At 30.0% G+C, this 20616-nt stretch carries 13 protein-coding genes and 1 pseudogene; 9 read left to right on the top strand and 5 right to left on the bottom strand.

Translation table 11 applies throughout. From position 1 onward, the window contains the following. The first annotated feature begins 4 nt into the window (after positions 1 to 4). The 9 genes and pseudogenes from FHG05_RS02560 to FHG05_RS02520 all read left to right on the top strand — a co-directional run. Positions 5 to 2086 (top strand): copper-translocating P-type ATPase, encoded by a 2082-nt coding sequence (locus FHG05_RS02560; protein ID WP_140996426.1) that lies wholly within the window; start codon positions 5 to 7, stop codon positions 2084 to 2086. 153 nt (positions 2087 to 2239) lie between these two features. After that, complete coding sequence (locus tag FHG05_RS02555) at positions 2240 to 2566, top strand: DUF6660 family protein (protein ID WP_232338040.1); 327 nt, start codon at positions 2240 to 2242, stop codon at positions 2564 to 2566. A 109-nt stretch (positions 2567 to 2675) separates the two neighbouring features. Next, complete coding sequence (locus tag FHG05_RS02550) at positions 2676 to 6992, top strand: CusA/CzcA family heavy metal efflux RND transporter (RefSeq protein ID WP_140996425.1); 4317 nt, start codon at positions 2676 to 2678, stop codon at positions 6990 to 6992. A gap of 11 nt (positions 6993 to 7003) precedes the next feature. Beyond that, on the top strand, positions 7004 to 8269 hold the full coding sequence (locus FHG05_RS02545; RefSeq protein WP_140996424.1) for an efflux RND transporter periplasmic adaptor subunit: 1266 nt from the start codon (positions 7004 to 7006) through the stop codon (positions 8267 to 8269). Between the two features lie 316 nt (positions 8270 to 8585). Then, entirely contained in the window at positions 8586 to 9053 is a 468-nt protein-coding gene (locus tag FHG05_RS02540) for an MgtC/SapB family protein (protein ID WP_140996423.1), read from the top strand. Between the two features lie 251 nt (positions 9054 to 9304). After that, positions 9305 to 9697 (top strand): SpoIIAA family protein, encoded by a 393-nt coding sequence (locus FHG05_RS02535; RefSeq protein WP_007139476.1) that lies wholly within the window; start codon positions 9305 to 9307, stop codon positions 9695 to 9697. A 70-nt stretch (positions 9698 to 9767) separates the two neighbouring features. Continuing rightward, a complete protein-coding gene (locus FHG05_RS02530) occupies positions 9768 to 10655 on the top strand; it encodes a bestrophin family protein (RefSeq protein ID WP_140996422.1) in 888 nt (295 codons plus the stop codon). A 5-nt stretch (positions 10656 to 10660) separates the two neighbouring features. Further along, positions 10661 to 12697, top strand: a complete 2037-nt coding sequence (locus FHG05_RS02525; RefSeq protein WP_140996421.1) for a heavy metal translocating P-type ATPase — start codon at positions 10661 to 10663, stop codon at positions 12695 to 12697. 128 nt (positions 12698 to 12825) lie between these two features. Further along, positions 12826 to 13185, top strand: a pseudogene (locus tag FHG05_RS02520) (HAD hydrolase family protein); the annotation flags it as partial. Between the two features lie 491 nt (positions 13186 to 13676). Here FHG05_RS02520 and FHG05_RS18630 read toward each other — a convergent pair. From FHG05_RS18630 to FHG05_RS02500, 5 genes are all read right to left on the bottom strand, one after another. After that, complete coding sequence (locus tag FHG05_RS18630; protein ID WP_262710427.1) at positions 13677 to 13805, bottom strand: hypothetical protein; 129 nt, start codon at positions 13803 to 13805, stop codon at positions 13677 to 13679. A gap of 121 nt (positions 13806 to 13926) precedes the next feature. After that, the gene (locus FHG05_RS02515) at positions 13927 to 16875 is read right to left on the bottom strand and encodes a type I restriction enzyme HsdR N-terminal domain-containing protein (protein WP_140996420.1); all 2949 of its coding nucleotides are present in this window, start codon (positions 16873 to 16875) and stop codon (positions 13927 to 13929) included. A 400-nt stretch (positions 16876 to 17275) separates the two neighbouring features. Next, on the bottom strand, positions 17276 to 17971 hold the full coding sequence (locus tag FHG05_RS02510; protein ID WP_140996419.1) for a hypothetical protein: 696 nt from the start codon (positions 17969 to 17971) through the stop codon (positions 17276 to 17278). Between the two features lie 44 nt (positions 17972 to 18015). Beyond that, positions 18016 to 18309: a hypothetical protein gene (locus tag FHG05_RS02505; protein WP_140996418.1), complete on the bottom strand. Its 294-nt coding sequence runs from the start codon at positions 18307 to 18309 to the stop codon at positions 18016 to 18018. Beyond that, positions 18296 to 20437: a hypothetical protein gene (locus FHG05_RS02500; RefSeq protein ID WP_140996417.1), complete on the bottom strand. Its 2142-nt coding sequence runs from the start codon at positions 20435 to 20437 to the stop codon at positions 18296 to 18298. The genes FHG05_RS02505 and FHG05_RS02500 overlap by 14 nt, the downstream gene beginning before the upstream one ends. Between the last annotated feature and the right edge of the window lie 179 nt (positions 20438 to 20616).

The raw sequence follows: 20616 nt of genomic DNA, 5'->3' as shown, positions 1-20616 counted from the left end.
TAAAATGGAAAATAACAAACAACCCCAAAAAATGGATCATTCTAAAATGAATCATAAAACAGAAGACCATTCAAAAATGGATCATTCAAAAATGAAGCACGATCATGGTAGCGTTCCAATGGGAATGGCAGGTCATGACCACCACCAAATGATGATTAATGATTTTAAAAAACGCTTTTGGGTAACCTTATTCTTAACCATTCCCATATTATTTTTATCTCCAATGATACAAGATTTTTTTGGGTATGAATATTTACTACCCGGAAATTCTTATGTCCTTTTTGGTTTTGGAACAATTGTATATTTTTATGGTGGTTGGCCTTTTCTAAAAGGATTCTGGTCAGAAATAAAAAGTGGTGCTCCAGGTATGATGACATTAATATCAATGGCAATTAGTGTTGCATATTTTTATAGTTCTGCAACTGTATTTGGGCTTAAAGGAGTTGATTTTTTTTGGGAGTTGGCTACACTTATAGCTATTATGCTAATTGGACATTGGATAGAAATGAAAAGTGTTTTAGGAGCATCCAAAGCTTTGCAACTTTTGGTAAGTATGATGCCTGCCGAAGCACATAAAGTTACTGGAGATAAAATTGAAGATATAGCTCTTGATAAATTATTAAAAGATGATATAATACTTATAAAACCTGGTGAAAAAGTTCCAGCAGATGGAATAATTACAGAAGGCACCAGTTATTTAAATGAATCAATGTTAACTGGAGAGTCAAAACCAGTTAAAAAAGAAGTAAATGATAAAGTCATTGGTGGTTCTGTAAACGGAAATAGTACTATAAATGTTAAAGTAGAACATACAGGAAAAGACAGCTATCTTAATAAAGTGATTAAGATGGTAGAAGAAGCTCAAAAGACCAAATCAAAAATGCAAAATTTGTCCGATAGAGCTGCAAAATGGCTTACTTATATTGCTTTAGTTATAGGTTTTGGAACTTTAGCTACATGGTTACTTTTAGGATTTCCTTTTGTTTTTGCTTTAGAAAGAATGGTAACGGTAATGGTAATTGCTTGTCCACATGCTTTAGGTCTTGCTATTCCTTTAGTTGTTGCAATTTCAACAGCGGTTTCTGCTCAAAATGGTTTGTTAATTCGAAATAGAACTGCATTTGAAGAATCTCGTAAAATCTCGGCATTATTATTTGATAAAACAGGAACATTAACCAAAGGAGATTTTGGTGTTACAAGAATTGAAACGGTAGATAAAAATTTTACTACAGAGGAAGTTTTAAGACTAGCTAGTGCTTTAGAACAAAGTTCAGAACATCCTATTGCAGTTGGGATTATTAAAAAAGTAAAAGAAAATAAAGTAGTAATACCTAATCTTGAAAAATTTAAAGCAATTACAGGTAAAGGTGTAGAAGCTATTGTAGAAGGAAAAGAAGTAAAAGTAGTAAGTCCAGGATATTTACGTGAAAATAATATTTCAATTCCAGAAGATGCTTACAGTGATGCAGCAGAAACAGTAGTTTTTATTGTAATCGACAATAAGTTAGTAGGTTTTATTGCATTAGCAGATGAAATCAGACCAGAATCAGCAGAAGCAATTAGAATTTTTAAAAAGAATAATATTAAGGTATTAATGGCTACTGGAGATAACGAAATCACAGCAAAAGCAGTAAGTGATAAGTTAGGTTTAGATGGCTATTTTGCAGAAGTATTACCACATCAAAAAGTAGAAATAATAAAAGACCTTCAAGCCAAAGGTGAGTTTGTAGCAATGACAGGTGATGGTGTTAATGATGCACCTGCCCTAGCACAAGCTAATGTAGGAATTGCAGTAGGTTCAGGAACAGATGTTGCTGCAGAAACCGCGGATATTATTTTAGTAAATAGCAATCCTCAAGATATAGCAAATTTAATCCTGTTTGGAAAAGCCACTTATAATAAAATGATTCAAAACCTTATTTGGGCAACTGGGTATAATGTTATTGCAATTCCATTAGCAGCAGGAGTTTTATATTCATCTGGTTTTGTTTTAGGTCCAGCAATTGGAGCTGTTTTTATGAGTTTAAGCACAATTATCGTTGCAATTAACGCTCAACTTTTAAAAAGAAAAATAAGTAAAAAATAAAATTATATTTTTATAACATACTATAGAATTCATGCAATGGACAAACTTCCGTTTTCATAATTTAGTTTTATATTGCAGCAATGTTATTGTATTATTATATAAATCATTTCTAATCTTAAAATAAAATTAAATAATTTTACTACTTTTACAGCTGTGAAATTTTTAAGCTACATATTATCAATCTATTTAGTGATACTTTCATGTTTGCCATGTGCAGATGTGGAAGCATCTAATTTTACGCATACTGCAAGTAAAATAGAGACAAACTCTGATAATCATTCACACGATCAGGAAAATGATGCATGTTCTCCTTTTTGTATCTGTAACTGCTGTGGACAAAGTGTATTGTCTTATGTACCTACAGTAGTTTTTAATTTTCATACCTCAATTGAAGAAATTCAAACGCTAAACTCCATTTACAAATCTAATTTGTATGCCAATTTCTTTGGGAGTATTTGGCAACCCCCTCAAATAGTATAATGAAGCCCGTCCCGATGCTTCTTCGGGATTCGGGTTAGAAACTTGTGTTCATAGCACAAATTATGGCAAATTTTTATTTGCTAATTTCTAATTCATTATAATATTTTCAATGTTAGACAAAATCATACAATTCAGTATAAAGAACAAATTCGTTATACTACTTTTTACACTTGTGTTAGTAGCTTGGGGAAGCTATTCAATAAAACAATTACCACTTGACGCATTACCAGATGTTACTAATAATCAAGTGCAAATTATTACAAATGCACCTACTTTAGCCAGTCAAGAAATTGAGCAACTCATTACATATCCATTAGAGCAATCTTTAAAAACAATTCCAAAAATTATAGAATTGAGAAGTATTTCTCGTTTTGGACTTTCTGTAGTTACAGTAGTTTTTAAAGATGATGTAGATATTTATTGGGCAAGGAATCAAATTTTTCAAAGAATAAGTCAAGCTAAAGAAAACATTCCAGATTATGCAGGTTCCCCAGAAATGGCTCCAATAACTACTGGTTTAGGAGAAATATATCAATATGATGTATATGCGAAAAAAGGATATGAAGATAAATACGACGCTACCAAATTAAGAACTATTCAAGATTGGATTATAGTTCCACAATTACAAGGAGTTGAAGGCGTTGCAGAAGTTGCTACTTGGGGTGGTAAATTAAAACAGTTTGAAATAGCTGTTAAACCAAATACCTTAAAGAGTTTAGATGTAACGATCACTGAAATTTTTGAAGCTTTAGAAAAAAATAACCAAAATACAGGAGGAGCATATATAGAAAAGGATCAAATGACCTACTTTATTCGCGGGGTAGGTATGGCAACTGGAAGTAATGATTTGGAAAATGTTGTTGTAAAAAATAGAAACGGTACACCTGTTTTAATTCGTGATGTCGCCTCGGTTAAAGAGGGATATGCTATGAGATATGGTGCAGCTACAAAAGATGGTAAAGGAGAAATTGTTTGTGGAATGGCATTAATGTTAAAAGGTGAAAACTCAAAAGCAGTTGTAGATAGAGTTAAAGAAAGAATGGTTCAGATTAATAAAACACTTCCAGAAGGAGTTGTTGCAGAAGCTTTTATTGACAGAGGTAAATTAGTAGAGAATGCCATTGGTACAATTAGTAAGAACTTATTAGAAGGAGCATTAATTGTAATTTTTGTATTGATTTTATTTTTAGGAAATCTTCGTGCAGGACTAATCGTAGCTTCGGTAATTCCGTTGTCAATGCTATTTGCAGTTATATTGATGAATCAATTTGGAGTAAGTGGAAATTTAATGAGTTTAGGGGCTATCGATTTTGGGATTATTGTCGATGGTGCAGTAATTATTGTGGAAGCCACAATGCATCATTTACAGAAACTTAAAAGGAAAAAGAATTTGACTCAATTAGAAATGGATGTTGAAGTGTACCAATCTGCTTCTAAAATTCGTAACAGTGCTGCTTTTGGAGAAATAATTATTTTAATCGTATATCTACCAATATTAGCATTAGTGGGAACAGAAGGTAAAATGTTTAAACCTATGGCTATGACTGTTGGCTTTGCTGTAATTGGTGCTTTCATCCTTTCTTTAACTTATGTGCCCATGATGAGTGCAATGTTCTTGTCTAAAAAGACAGAACATACTGAAAATTTCAGTGATAAATTGATAGCATGGTTAGAAAAAATATATACTCCGTTTTTAGACAAAGCATTACAAATAAAAAAAGCAGTATTGGGTATTGCAATCGGATTATTTGTAATGGCATTACTAGTTTTCCAAAATATGGGTGGTGAATTTATTCCAACAATTGAAGAGGGAGATTTAGCAATAAATGTTACAATTATGACAGGAAGTTCGCTTACTCAAACTATTGAAACTTCAACTAAATGTCAAAAAATTTTAAAAGCAAAATTTCCTGAAATTAAAACTATTGTAACAAAAATTGGTAGTGGAGAAATTCCTACAGATCCTATGCCTATTGAAAGTGGTGATTTTATTATTGTTTTGAAAGATAAATCAGAATGGAGTTCGGCTGAAAACTGGGAAGATCTAGCTAACTTGATGAAAGAAGAAATAGAGGTTATTCCTGGAGCAAATATTGAAGTTTCTCAACCTATTCAAATGCGTTTTAACGAATTAATGACTGGTAGTAGAAGTGATATTGCTATAAAAATTTTTGGTGATGATTTAGAAGTATTAGATGAAAAAGCAAAAGAATTAATTTCAAAAATAAATAATATTCAAGGAGTGGGTGATTTAAAACCCGATAAAGTAACAGGGTTACCACAAATCACTATTAAATATGATTACGATAAAATTGCCTTGTATGGACTAAATATTACAGATGTAAATAAAATCATCAGATCCTCTTTTGCGGGTGAAAGTGCAGGTAAAATTTATGAAGAAAGTAAACGTTTTGATGTAGTAGTTAGAATGAATGCCGAAAATCGTAGTGATATTTCAGATGTATCTAATCTTTTTATACCATTACCAAGCGGCCAACAAGTACCACTTTATCAAGTAGCTTCTGTAGAATACGAGCAAGGACCAGTTCAGGTTTCTCGTGAAAATGGAAAGCGAAGAATAACCATAGGATTAAATGTACGTGGTCGTGATGTAAAAAGTGTTGTTGAAGAAATTCAACAAAAATTAGAAACAAATTTTGAACTTCCAGCAGGATATTATATAACCTATGGTGGACAATTTGAAAATTTAGTAGAAGCAAACAAAAGACTTTCTGTAGCCTTACCAATTGCATTGGCATTAATTATGGTGTTGTTATTCTTCACATTCCATAGCATGAAACAAGCGGTATTAATTTTTACAGCCATACCATTATCAGCAATTGGTGGTGTTTTTGCTTTATGGATGAGAGGAATGCCTTTTAGTATTTCAGCAGGTATTGGTTTCATTGCTTTATTTGGTATTGCAGTACTAAATGGAATTGTACTGATTTCTTATTTCAACCAATTAAAATCAGAAGGAATTACAGACCCATTACAACGCGTTTTAATTGGCACAAAAACCAGATTGCGACCAGTTTTAATGACTGCTGCTGTTGCTTCATTAGGGTTTTTACCAATGGCATTATCAACCAGTGGTGGTGCAGAAGTGCAAAAACCATTAGCTACGGTTGTTATTGGTGGCTTGTTTTCAGCAACCTTACTAACCTTAATCGTATTGCCAATTTTATATTTACTTTTTGAGAAGGGTATTAAAAAAAGAAAAAAAATGTCAAATTCAATTATTACCATAATCGTATTATTCATTAGTACATTTTCATTTGCTCAAAACAGCAAACCCATAACTTTAGAACAAGCTATTACAATGGCTAAAGAGAATAATATGGATTTAAAAATTGCCGATAAGGAAATTGAAAAACAAACAGTTCTTAAGAAAACAGCTTTTCAAGCAGATCCTTTGCAAATTGAATACATGGGTGGACAATACAATAGCGTAGATTATGACAATAATGTTAGTATTCAACAATATTTCCCCATTGGTGGTAGTACAAAAGCAAACAGACAACTTCAAGAAGAATTGGCAAAACTGGCTGAAAAACAAAAAGCATTATCGGAATATGAAATCGAAAAAGCAGTAACTATTGCCTATTATCAATATTTATATGGTATTTCAATTCAAAAGTTAAATGATGAATTGTATGAGGTGTATTCAAAATTTCTTAAAAATGCTGAACTGCGATTTAAAACTGGTGAGAGCGGTAGTATTGAAGCTATTAGTGCTAAAGCTAAAATAAAGGAAATTGAAACCTTAAAAGCACAAATTCTACTTGATTTGGTAATTTATCAAAAGCAGTTGCAATATTTTATACAGACAAATGAAAATATACTTCCAGAAGCTTCAACTTCTTTAAAATATGCTAGTTCATCGGTTTTAGAAGAATCCAAAGCAGAAACATTAGTAAGTGATTATTATAGCCAACAAGCTATGGTTTATGAAAAAGAAGCAAATGCTTTCAAAAAAATGCGAGCACCAAAATTAGGCTTGGGTTATTTTGGTCAAACGTTAAACAAAGAGTCTTATTTTCAAGGATTTACAGTTGGTTTACAAATTCCTTTGTTTAGTGGTGCAAATACAGCTCGAGCTAAAGCTTCTGAAATAAGTAAGTCACAATCGCAATTAGAATTCGATAAAACAAAATTGACTCTAAAATTGCAAAAAGAAGAATTAGTAAACCAATTTGCAAAACAACAAAAAGCAATACAATATTTTGAAAACGAAGGTTTAAAATATGCAGAACAGATCATCTCTACAGCACAAAAAAGTTATGCCAATGGCGATATGAGTTACTGGTCTTACATCAGTTTTCTTAATCAAGCCATTGACATTAAAAAGCAAAACATCGAAGCAGTAAACGCTTACAATCAAAGTGCTATTCAAATGCAATTTCCATCTTTCAATAACAATTAATACTCACGATAATGATAAATATATTTTTAAAATCAAATTATAAAATAAGCTCATTTTTTAAAATCTTTCTTCTTTCTTCTTTCTTGATTCTAAATTCATGTGGAGAAAAGAAAACAGAAGAAGCTCACGAAGAAGAAAAATCGGAAACAGAAGTAGCATTGACTAAAACGCAATTTGAAACAGTTGGAATTGAAACAGGTAGTATTGAAATGAAAAACCTAAATACAATCATCAAAGCTAATGGTTACACAACTGTTCCTCCACAAAACATGGCAAATGTTTCTACTTTAATTGGTGGAGTTGTTAAAGAGATTTATGTGTTAGAGGGGACTTATGTAGCAAAAGGAAAAACATTGGCTACACTTCAAAACCTTGAAGTTGCTGAAATGCAAGAAGATTACAATTCAGCTGTAGCGAATATTGAATACTTACAACTGGAATACAATCGTCAAAAAACATTGAGTGAAGAAGATGTAAATCCTCGTAAAGTATTTCAAGAAGTAAAAGCAAAATTGGCAGTGGAAAGAGCAAGAGCACAATCCACTAAAAACAAATTACAAGCATTAAATGTAAGTTTATCAGGAAACTCATCTTTAATTCCAATTATTGCTCCAATAAGTGGTTATGTGGGTAAAATAGGCATTACAAAAGGAACTTTTGCAGATACAGGAATAAGTCTTTTTGAAGTAATTGACAACACACAAATGCACCTTGATTTAAATGTTTTTGAAAAAGATTTAGGTAAAATATCTATTGGTCAAGAAGTTGATTTCGTGTTAACCAATCAATCTAACAAATCTATTAAAGGGAAAATATTTGGTATTAATAAATCCTTTTCAAACGAAAGTAAATCGGTGGCAGTACATGCCAAGATTAATGAAAATGATACAAAAGGTTTAATTTCTGGAATGTATGTTGCAGCTAATATTAACATTACCAATCAAACGGTTCAAGCACTGCCTAAAGACGCAGTTGTGAGAAACGGAGATAAATATTATATTTACATACAAGAAGAACATGTAGAAAAAGCCACAGCTGAAAAAGCAGAAGCACACGAACACAAAGAAGGCGAAGCACATTCTGAAGAAGCTGTTGGCGAGGAAGAAGAACACAACGAAGTACACTTTAAAGCAATAGAAGTAGTTCCAGGAACAACCGATTTAGGTTATACGGAAATTAAATTAGTAGAAGAGATTCCAACAAATTCAAAAATTGTTATTAAAGGTGCATTTTATTTATTGGCAGCTTCAAAAGGTGGTGGAGAGCACGTTCATTAAAAAGGATTATAAATTATGAAAAACACTCACAAATTACAAGATGATTCAAAATGTTGTAGAATAGATGAAAAAATCAATAAAGTAGAAAAAGAATAATTTTTTATTTATTGTATTAACTCCTGTAATCTCTACCCTAAAAAAATTAGAGATTACAGGATTATTTAACCTTTATAATTTTAAAAAATATTTTTTAGCACTTTACATTGGGTATGTTTTTTTTGGAAAATAACGGTAATACAATTAGAAGAAAAAGATTAAAAAATTAGAGTCTATAAAAATCTACTTTTTAAAGACACTTAATTTATATAAATTAATAATGGATATAAATGCGGAATTAATTATAGTTTCAAAACTTATAATTTCCTTTTTTTTAGGAGCTTTTATAGGTTTTGATAGAGAAAGACACGGTCGGGATGCTGGAATTAGAACTTATGCAGCTGTATGTATAGGAGCAACTTTATTTACAGCTATCGCAGCACACTTAGTCAACAATCCAGGAGAGGCTTTAAGAGTAGTAGCAAATATCATTACAGGTGTTGGTTTTCTTGGTGCGGGAATTATTTATCGTAATAACAGTGTAGGAACATCTCACGGGTTAACAACTGCTGCTACAATTTGGTGCACTTCAGCAGTAGGTGTTGCAGTGGGATTAAATATGTTCATAATTTCTATAGTCGCATCATTAGCCTTGTATTTTTTACTTTCATTACATCATCAAAAATGGTATTTAAAATGGAAGCAAAAAATGGTACATGAGGGCGAAAAAGAAAATGACGATAATTAAAAACAACTATTATTTTACCTTAAAACTCTACTTCTACTAATGCTTAAACTATAAATTCATTTAAAAAAAGAATATACTCATACTAGTAATTAGGTCTAAATAAATTATGACCTGTTAAAATGAAATTTGAATACTAGAAAAAATGAAAAAATCAATGTTTTTGATTAAGATTTACAACAACTAATAAGAGAAATTAAATAACTAATGAATTCATAGTAAAATAATTTCTATAAACTTTAAAAATATTAATTATGCTACAACTTTTAGATTTTACAGGTAAAAATATCATAGCTACAAGAGCTAATGATTTATTAGGCCTTAGAGATTATGAAAAAATACACCCATTCATTCATAATATAATAGGTACAGGAGAAAAAGTTCGATGGTACTTTGAAATGGACGACGGTTCTATTTCTAATTCAACTGGCTTTTGGGAAGATGGTATACTAGAATTTAATTATGGAAAAATGAATTTTAAACATACTACAGATATAGAAAAAATTGCTTTAGTAGGTACAAAAAAATGGGAAAACTGTATGCGTTCAATTATGAAACCATTTACAAAAGCAACAGTGATGTATTTTGACTTGCCTGACAGAGAAAAAGCAAAAGAATGGATTATAAATTCAGATGAATATTTTTAATTTTTTTTTAAAATATTAAATTAAAAATCTATTTACTACCTAAAAAAGTATAAACACAATAATAAATATTATGCTTGTTAAAAATAATTATAATTCGATTTTATATTTTTTAAAATATATGTGGTTTGATATTTTAATCATAGTAATATATGCTATTATTATTGGGACTATAGATCATAACACATTTCTTAAAAAAATATCAATTCCGTTACCAATAACAGCTATTACAGGAACAATTGTATCTTTATTGTTAGCATTTCGAACTGCACAATCTTATGATCGCTGGTGGGAGGCAAGAAAAATATGGGGTGAAATCGTCAACGATTCAAGAACTCTCATCAGACAAATAAAACAATTTCTACCAAATACTGATAGCGATAAAGAACTTATAGACTTTGCTGAAAGACAAATTGTATGGTGTTACGCTTTATCAGATAGCCTGCGAAAAAAACAATTCTCAACAGTTGTTTCTTTACATTTAGAAAAGAATAAAATAAAAGCTAATAATATCCCTGCAAAATTACTAAACGTACATTGTGAACATTTAGCTTCACTAGCAACAAAATTTAACTTAAATGATAATAAGCAAGTACAGATTGACACGACAATTTCAAGATTAAATGATGCAATGGGAAAATGTGAACGAATTAAAAATACAGTTTTTCCAAAATCATACAGTCTACTAATTCACTTTCTTATATATGTTCTTGCATCTATACTACCATTTGGCTTGGATGATAATTACCCTATTCTCGAAATTTTATTAACTATAATTATTCCTTTATTATTAATTGCTGTAGAACAAACAGCAATTATTATGCAAGACCCCTTTGAGAATCAACCTACAGATATACCAATGACTGCGCTATGTGAGGTGATAGAAAATAACATATCAGAAATTATTAGCAATAAAGCTATTGAACCTCCTAAAAATACTAAAACTTATTATTTAAAATAAAACATATGAAAAATACTGAATCACAACACCACCACAAATATGATGCAAACGGAAAACAGCTTTGTTGTACACTTGAAGAAAAAATAAATAGAATAACCGATAATCAAGCGGGATGTTGCACCGTTGACTATAAATCTGAACATGCTGATGATGATGGACACGACCATTCAGTAGACAAACGCACAACATTTCAATTGTTCTTGCCAGCTATCATGAGTTTTATATTTTTAATTGTTGCAATTTCATTCGATAATTATTTTCCACAATCTTGGTTTACAGATTGGGTACGAATAGTTTGGTATATAGTAGCTTACTTACTAGTAGGTTTACCAGTACTTAAAGAAGCGGTTGAAAGTATTCGTAAAGGAGAAATATTTTCGGAATTCTTATTAATGAGTATTGCTACCATTGGAGCTTTTGCAATTAGCGAATATCCCGAAGGTGTTGCAGTAATGTTATTTTATGCTATTGGCGAAATTTTTCAAACATTGGCAGTTCAAAGAGCTAAAAAGAACATCAAATCGCTGTTAGATCAAAGACCTGATACAGCAATGGTAATGGAGGGAGAAAATGCAATTTCTAAAAAAGCATCAGAAATTACTATTGGAGAAATTATCCAATTAAGACCTGGTGAAAAACTAGCTTTAGACGGAAAATTACTTTCAGACAATGCTTCATTAAATACAGCAGCTTTAACAGGAGAAAGTAAACCGGATACCAAACAAAAAGGAGAAATTGTACTGGCAGGTATGATTAATCTCAACAAAGTTGTACTCGTCGAAGTTACTACAGCATACACAGACAGCAAATTGTCCAAAATATTACAAATGGTTCAGGATGCAACGGCTAAAAAAGCACCAACAGAACTATTCATCCGAAAGTTTGCTAAAATTTATACTCCAATTGTAGTCTTTTTAGCAATCGGGATCTGTTTAATTCCAATGCTATTTGTGGAAAACTACATTTTCAATGATTGGTTGTATAGAGCATTAGTTTTCTTGGTAATTTCTTGTCCTTGCGCATTAGTGATAAGTATTCCTTTAGGATATTTTGGTGGAATTGGTGCAGCTTCTAAAAACGGAATCCTTTTCAAAGGAAGTAATTTTTTAGATGTAATGGCTTCTATTCAAAACGTTGTGATGGACAAAACAGGAACGATGACTGAAGGTGTTTTTAAAGTACAAGAAGTCGTTTTTAAAGCTGATTTTGACCAAAATAAAATACTTCAATTAGTAAACGCTTTAGAAAGTCAAAGTACGCATCCAGTAGCAACAGCAATACATGATTTTGTTGGAGAAATAGATAGTAAAATCAGTCTTAAGGAAGTTGAAGAAATAGCTGGACACGGTTTAAAAGCTAATGTAAATGGAAAAGAACTTTTAGTGGGTAATTTCAAACTAATGGATAAATTTTCTATTAAATATGATATTGATCCATCAAGTATTGTCTACACGCTGATTGCTGTTGCTTACGATAAAAAATTCGTGGGTTATCTTACCATTGCAGATAGTATAAAAGAAGATGCACAAATCACAATTGATAAATTAAAAGCATTAGGAATCAAAACTACTATGTTAAGTGGAGATAAGAACAATGTAGTACAATTTGTGGCTCAAAAATTAGGAATTACAAATGCCTTTGGCGATTTATTACCAGAAGATAAAGTAAATAAAGTCAAAGAAATTATAGCCAAAAACGAAACGGTTGCTTTTGTGGGCGATGGTGTTAATGATGCTCCAGTAGTAGCTTTAAGTAATGTAGGTATAGCAATGGGAGGTTTAGGAAGTGATGCAACAATTGAAACAGCAGATGTAGTAATTCAAGACGATAAACCTTCAAAAATTCCAATGGCAATAAATATTGGAAAACAAACCAAGAAAATTGTTTGGCAAAATATCACTTTAGCTTTTACAGTAAAAGCGATAGTTTTAATTCTAGGTGCTGGTGGACTAGCTACAATGTGGGAAGCCGTTTTTGCTGATGTTGGAGTAGCTTTGTTGGCAATTTTAAATGCAGTTAGAATACAAAGAATGAAGTTTTAATAAAAAGAAGGAGTATTAACATTCCTTCTTTTTAAATATTTAAAACCTAAATTTCTGTCGAAACAAACTTCATTAATAAACTAGGCAAAACAATCAACAACAAAGGTAACGCAATTAAAAATCCTCCAATAACTGCAATGGCGGGAGATGGAATAAATGATGCTCCAGCTTTAGCACAATCTGATATTGGAATAGCAATGGGAACAGGAACCGATGTTGCCATTGAAAGTGCAAAAATTACTTTGGTAAAAGGAGATTTAAAAGGAATTGTAAAAGCAAAAAACCTAAGTCATGCTGTAATGAAAAACATCAAACAAAACTTATTTGTTGCTTTTATATATAACGTTTTAGGAGTTCCAATTGCAGCTGGTGTTTTATTTCCAGTTTTCGGTTTATTACTTTCTCCAATGATTGCAGCTTTAGCAATGAGCTTTAGTTCTGTATCAGTTATTGCTAATGCATTACGATTAAGAACTATAAAAATTTAACTAATAATAACTAATTAAATTTGATATATATTATCTGTAAAAAAATAATCTTGGACCTCTATTGTAATTTTGTTTTTAATTTCCAAAGATAAGATTATTAACAACTGAATCTCATTCAAAATATTATAAAAAAACCAAAGTAACCCTTTTACTCAACATTATCAATACGTATAAATACCTATTTTTAAATTTTCTATAAAAGAAGAAATAGATGCCTAAGCATCTATTTCTTCTTTTTCCATCTATCGTTCCTCTTATACCCATTCTTCTCCTCATAAATCCTACCCCTCAAATAAAGACCCAAAAACCAAGCAGCAACTAGACCAATTATCTCCCACCATTCCATAATTAAATTTTAAAATTTTGCTCAAATTAATAAGCGAAATTTTATTCTTGTATGCATTTCCAAAGTTTAACTATGCAAAAATGAAACGAACAATAAATTAGTATTATTTATAAAAAAAGATGCCTCACAGCATCTTTATAATTTATCATTTCTTCTTCGGCACAGGTGGTTTTAATGACGGTGTATTGCCTGGTGTGTCTTTATTATCGCGTTGTCTTCGGTCTGGTTGTCCTGTTGAGTCTGCTATTCTTTTAGGTCCCGGTTTAAGTGCCATAATTTTAAGTTTTAATTGGTTATATATTCAAATGTATTAAAAATTTTATAACTAACACATAATCTGTAAGATATATATTAACTGTTAAACGAAATTTCGTCTTATCTAAATAATATTTAATTTAAACTCTAACTTCATTTTCTTCAAATAACTCCCTCATATCGCTTTCAAGAAATTTGTATACCCAATTTCTAATAACGCAGTACTGATCGACTTTTTCTGTGTTTATTCGATAAACAGTTTTTACAGGATAACGATGGTCATCACGGATACGCAAAATAAGGTCTAACGAAAAGCTTCTCAAGCTTTTTAGCCCAATACTTTTAAAAGCTTCATCAGACTCGCTACTATCCTTAAAATGAATTTCATATTCACCAGTTTGAGAAGGGCGATATCCAAAAGTTCCCCATTTAAGAATATCAGAGTCCTTCAAATAAAAGAAATACTCATGTGGAATGGTTGCATAAAAATCAAATTCGTCTTTATAAGTGGGGAAACAATAATCAACAAATTCTTTATAAGCCAGTTCTAAATGTCTAAAGAACTCTGAAACATAATGTTTTGCCTGAATTTCACTAAACTGTGCTATTCTAACATAATTCCAATTGTCTTTTCGGTTTTGCTCATAGAACTCTTTAGCTTGATTTATTGATACATCTGGTAACGGTAAATAATGTTCAACAATTTGATCATAGCCTTTTTCAAGCAATATTTGTGTAGCCTTGAATAATTCTTCAAAAGGAGCAACATCTCCCATTCCTTTAATTTTTGGAATATTAATATTTTCTTGTAATGCTTTTTCAATTGTTTCTTCCATTACTGCATGACCCAAATTTTTGTATCTGTAAAATTCAGTCAGTCGAAATCTATTTATCCTATGCTGTAAGTCTCTTAAATCTATTGGATAAATCTCTTTGTATCTTGGCATATAAAATTCTTCAATTTTATTATCAAAATATAACCTTTTATAATAATGATAAAGAATTACAGCAACTTCTTCCATTAATAAAACATCAGAATTGTAAGCCGTAAATCCACCTTTTTTAAGTATTTTCTTCAGCTCTTCGAATATATTTTTCTTAACGATTCTGTCCTGATCTTTGACAAGTAAAGATGTATTGCTACCATGTAAAGTTTTAATTCCTTTTTCCCACCATAAATCGTAACCACTGTTTGAAAAATCTTTGAAATTTGAATAAGAAATCTTTTGAGTTGAATTCGGAGCCATACGAAAAAGTGCATAACCATCATTTTTGATTAAATCATTGGGTAGCATTATTCCAATTTCGCAATCCGTGTTAGGATCAAACTTATGTTTAAACTTTCTAAAATTTTCATCCAGGTAGGAGTTATGACTTATAACGTATTCCAATGATTTATCTTGTTTAAATTTTACTAAGGTTCTCAGATGAGAAGTACTAGCATTTTCGATATAAAAATCCAATGCACTTTTACCGATGTGGTTTTGATAGAAATCAAAAAGTACATTGTAAAATTCGTCATCAGAAAGTTTATCCAGTTTATAAGAATGAAAACAAATTATATAATCACGAATTTTTGAATAGTAGAACGAAACATTATATGAATCGTCCTTATTAGACTTGATAAGAATGTTTTTGGTAAATAGATCTTCAGGAATATTGTTATCAAGGGAGAAATCTAATTTTTCTAGTAGATGGTTCACATCTAAACCTTCGTCCTTATATGCTGCCCACGAATCATATTCATAATTAATAATTATATTCCCAATAGCTGAAAGTATTCTCAAACCAGAGAAATAGCCAATATTTGTTTCTTTTAATGCTTGTTGTAAATATTTATTTATTAAGTCTTTATCACTAATTTTATCCGGTACATTTTTATTAGAATATACCTCACTGAAAATTTTCAAAAAAAATCCGTTTTTTAATTCTTTAAGCAAAGAATTTGAGATAACACCTTTAAAACCAAATGCTTTTTGATAGAGCGGAATTATTTCTTCTAGTTCTTTATCTGAAAAATCATTTAATAGAAAACCTGGACTGTTATCCAAATCACTTATTATATCATGATATTTGTTTAATTCTTGGTGGAGATAAGTTGGCTTGTTTTTTATTTTTAAAATGGCATTCCAAATATTTGATTTACAACTAATAATAATTTTTGTTTTATCAAGATTTTTAGCAATTAAAGCAATTTCACTTAGTTCAACCGCGATATTAGGATTTATACTTTCATCTATTGCATCAATAAAAACGAGAACATTTTTATTAGCAAATCTTCCAATCTCATCCAGTTTTTTTAGGACCACATCCGATTCACTTCTACCAGAGAAAGCAATATTCAAATCTTGTGAAATACATTCTAAAGGAGAGTTTATGATAGCAGCATTATAGAACAAAACAAACTTATCTTCTAAGTTTCGAAGAGCTAATGAACAAATAGTATTTGTTTTGCCAACCCCAGCATTACCCACTAGCCCAAATATTGATTCCGGCGAATTTAAAAAATTTTCAAATGTAGTTTGTAATTCATCACGTTGAACATAAAGTTCTTTGACAAATTTGGAGTAGGGACTATTTATCCCTCCTATGATTGAACCCATTCTATCATACACTTGGGATTCGCAAAATACTTTTAAATTTTCTGTTGATAGCGAAATAAAATTTTTTAGGGCTTCATATCTAATCCTAAGATCTTCTTCTGTAGATAAACTATAACCATTTGTCAAAAAAACAGACTGGTCAGAGATGTTTCCTTTTAGTTCTTTTCTAGTAATCGAATCAAAAATCCTAGTTTGTTTTCCATTACTAACGATTGTAAATGGGGCTATATCATCTAACAATAATCTAGCATATGAAATTCCTTGGTCTATATCACTCTGCGTTATTTTAATTGAATCATTTTTTAGTTCAATTACAAATAGATTTTTACCATTCTTTTTACAAAGTATATCTGATCTTCCTGTAACATGCTTTCTCTTTCCAAGTCGTATACTAAAAGTATACTCTAAAAATATCTCTGAAATATCAAATCCTAAATCTTGTAAGTAAGGTAATAATATTTTACCTCTAATATCTTCTTCATTCATAAATGTTATTTAACAAGAAAAATGTCTTCTGTTACTTAAATAGTAACTATTTCAAAGATATTTAAATTTTGAGTAAAAGCAAGTTTTAAAAATGATATAAAAAAGACAATCAAGTATCTAATTTCTTCCACTTTATTGTATTATATAATTCCATTCCTCAAACTAGAACAGAATCAAAAAGTGAAATAGTGCTAAAAAGTTTTAACCCCGAATTGACAAGAACAAACCTCTTTAAAAATAAAGAGGTTTTTTGTATGCTTTTTTGATAATGGGAGTATTCTGTTAGCAATAGTTAATTCCATATGTAAAGTTGGATAAAGCTTTACCGAGGCATCTTATTTTGAACGACTTGATGTTTCAAATCTACATTTTTTTAAAAGCCTACTGCTTGGTAATTTTATTATTTATTTGCGATTTTTATTAAATCTTCCGTCGAATATTCCCCAATAATTCCTTTTAAGTTTGCGAAATAATTTGCTAAATCATATTCATTAAAATTCGTAATTTCTTTAATGCCTTCCATTATTATTTTAAGGTAATTTTCATCTGGCTTATTTATTTCATCAAAATAGTCTCCATGATGTGTAAAAGTAAATATTGGCTTTTCAGATTGGTTACCTAAGTAGATGATTTTGTTATACCATTTCGTCTCTTTTAAAACAATGCTACCGTTTGAAATAATAGAGTCAAAATCAATTTCCATTTCTTGATCAATATTACATTCTTGCTTGAGAACGTCAACGAATTGTTGTTTAGTAATTAAATATATTCTGCTAAGTGTGCTTTCATTACCAAATTCGTTTGATATAAAACCAACACCACCAGAATTCCATGAATTTACTGATTTTTTTGCAAAGTATAACTCGCTAGAAATATAAAAATCCTTATTATCAATAGGTAGTGTTTTATCTTTACATCCATGATAAGATGTCGAAGAACCTTTGGGATTTCCGCCTTGAATGTAACAGTGAAATCTTTCTTCTAAAATGTTTGAACCGTAACTTGCGTACCAAATATGTTCATTTTGTTCTTTCATAGTTAAGTCATGAGGTAAAATTGCTGCCAACTCGTACATATACGAGAGAAACCTTCGCATATATATCAAAATTAGATGGATTGGCTAGCATGGTATTAATTTTTTTACAAGTCGTTTAATAATCCATTATCATTCAATTCTATAAAAGTACTTTTTAGTTCTGCGTTAAGTTGAGTTATGTATTCTTTACAAATATGAAAATATAAATCTTCCTTGTCGTCTGTCAAATTGAAGTCAATTTCATCATTTTTTAAATGTATTAGTAGTTTATTAAAAACTGATTTAACTTCATTAGGATTATCGTCAGTTAAAACAATATTCAATTCTTCCGAACCAATTGCAAGTTTTAATGTTGCACCAGTTTCTTTTCTTTCAATTGTTGCGTTATGTGTTGCCATATATTTTTCCTCTTTCTCCGAAAGCAGATTTTCCGCCTTCTAATGTTTTCATACTAATTAATTTCCAGTCTAAATTTGCTTTTGTGCTTGAATTACAAATTAAGCTATTTGAGAATGGATTACCTGAATAAGTGTAATATCCGTTAATATCGTGTTCACGATAAATAGAATTATAAGGTAATGTTCTAACAGCAATATTTGCATCATGTGTAGCAATAATTATTTTTTTTCCACTTTTTGCTAATTCTTTAATCAATGGTACAATCACTTCGCTGATGTAATCGTTTCCTAAACTTTTTTCAGGTTCATCAATTAAATAAATTTCTTTGTCTTTCATCAACTCATTGTGTAACAAAACCATTGAAGATTCTCCATTAGAAGGTGTATAAACTTTACCGTCTAAAACAAAATGTTTATGAAAAAGCAATAAATCATCTATTGAAGCAACAGTCTCAGCCCCCTCTATTTTCTTTAACTCGTCAATTTTTTCAAATAATGTGTTTGCATAAATGTGCTTTGAAATAATTTCTATTTGCGAAGCAACAGATTTTTGCGGGATTTTGGTTTTGCTTTGAACATGTTTGTAGTCAGAATCAGAAATTACTCCGTTTTGTATTAGCAAATTAGTTTGACAAAATAATTTTCCTTTTTCACCCAAATCGCCAACTTCTTCAACTATAGGCGAAATTGATTTTAAAATATTTTCAAGTATTTTTTTTACATTTTTTTCAATAGAAATCCTGTTACTTGCATATTCAGAGAAACCAGTTTTTGTTGGTTTTTCTGGTTGTCCTGTCTTTTTAGAAATTTCAGAAACAAATACTTGAATTAAGTTATTAAAAAAGCTAATGCTTTTAAAATCAATAAAACGTTTGTCTGTTTCTAAATTAATTTTATCTAAAATTTTTGTAATTAAAGTATCCAAGTCAGTTAAAAGTTCATCACCAACAATTTCTTTAAGTTTTGCATCTTCATTAAAATAGTTTTTAAAATCATTAAAACTTTTGAAATAGTTTTTTACTTCTTCAAAACTCCTTTTAGGAGAGTTTTCATCAAGTAGAGTAAATTGATTTACTTTAATGCTTTTTGTTATTTTATTGGTTGCTTCTGCTGAATAATATCTCAAATAAGTTGATAAACTTGTAACTTCTTTTTCTGATGCATTTCTTAATGAAGCTAATTCGTTGGAACAATTATCTATACCTAAATTTTCTACATCAATAATTAATTGATTTCCTTTTAAGTCAAAAACATCGTCAAGCTTTTTTGAATTTGATTCATAAACTTCTGTTGTAAAACCTTTTCCATTGTAATAAGTTGAAAGAGCCTTTAAAATGTCTGTTTTTCCAGTTCCTTTTGAACCAAAAAAAATATTTATATCGTTGTAAATATCAAGGTTAATAAGTTCTGCAATACCAAAAGGATTTATTTGAATAGACTCTTTTGTTTTTTTATCTAGAATTGTTTTAATAGTTGTATCGTCTTTATCCAAAAGCAAACAAAATTGCTCAAAGCTTTCAACTGGTAACCTTAATTCAGGTAAGTTATTAGAATCCTTAACATAATTATCCCAATTATGAACATCTGAACCGTGAATAGAATTATGACCGTGATTTATATAAATTCCAGCGGAAATTGAATTTGAAGCTTCTTTCAAAACTCTTTTTTGATTAGTTACTAATTCTAAAAGTTTGTCTACATCTTTATCTAACAAATTTGGTTTCTTTGAATGATAATGAGCAATAAATATAGCATCTAAATCATCAAAATTTGCGACAACATCATCTATGCTAATTGTAAAATTGTCAGCAGTTGTAGTTCCAATTACTTCATTTACTCTCTGATTAAAAGATTCAGAATTTTTAGGATTGACAATAACTATTAAGTGTGCTCTATTTTCATCTTCAACAACATCAAACTCAACTCCTGGCCATATTTGGCAAATTCCATCAACGCTAGATTTAAATTGTAAATATTGTTCGTAGTCGAAATAATTATGATTTGTAATTGCTAATATCTTAACGTCAGTTTCTTTAATTATTTCGGAAAATTTATTGACATCAATATTTCTATGCACAGAATCGCCTTGCTTTATTTTCTTCGTATGTGTATGTATATCTATTTTCATATTCGTATTTTTATTAAATTCTAATAGAATTTTGTTTTTAAATCATTAAATATTGTCATAAAAAACAAATTAAATAGGTATAATCAATTTGTTAACGAAATATATGTTTTTTGAATTTCAAACATACAAAAGCATTTTTATAGTTTATTACGGCTTTCCGCATTCCAATAAAATAATTT

The organism is Flavobacterium profundi (assembly GCF_006491645.1).
GTDB classification, from domain to species: Bacteria; Bacteroidota; Bacteroidia; order Flavobacteriales; family Flavobacteriaceae; genus Flavobacterium; species Flavobacterium profundi.
The sequence above is the reverse complement of the archived record's forward strand: the minus strand, read 5'-3'. Positions and strand labels throughout refer to the sequence as shown.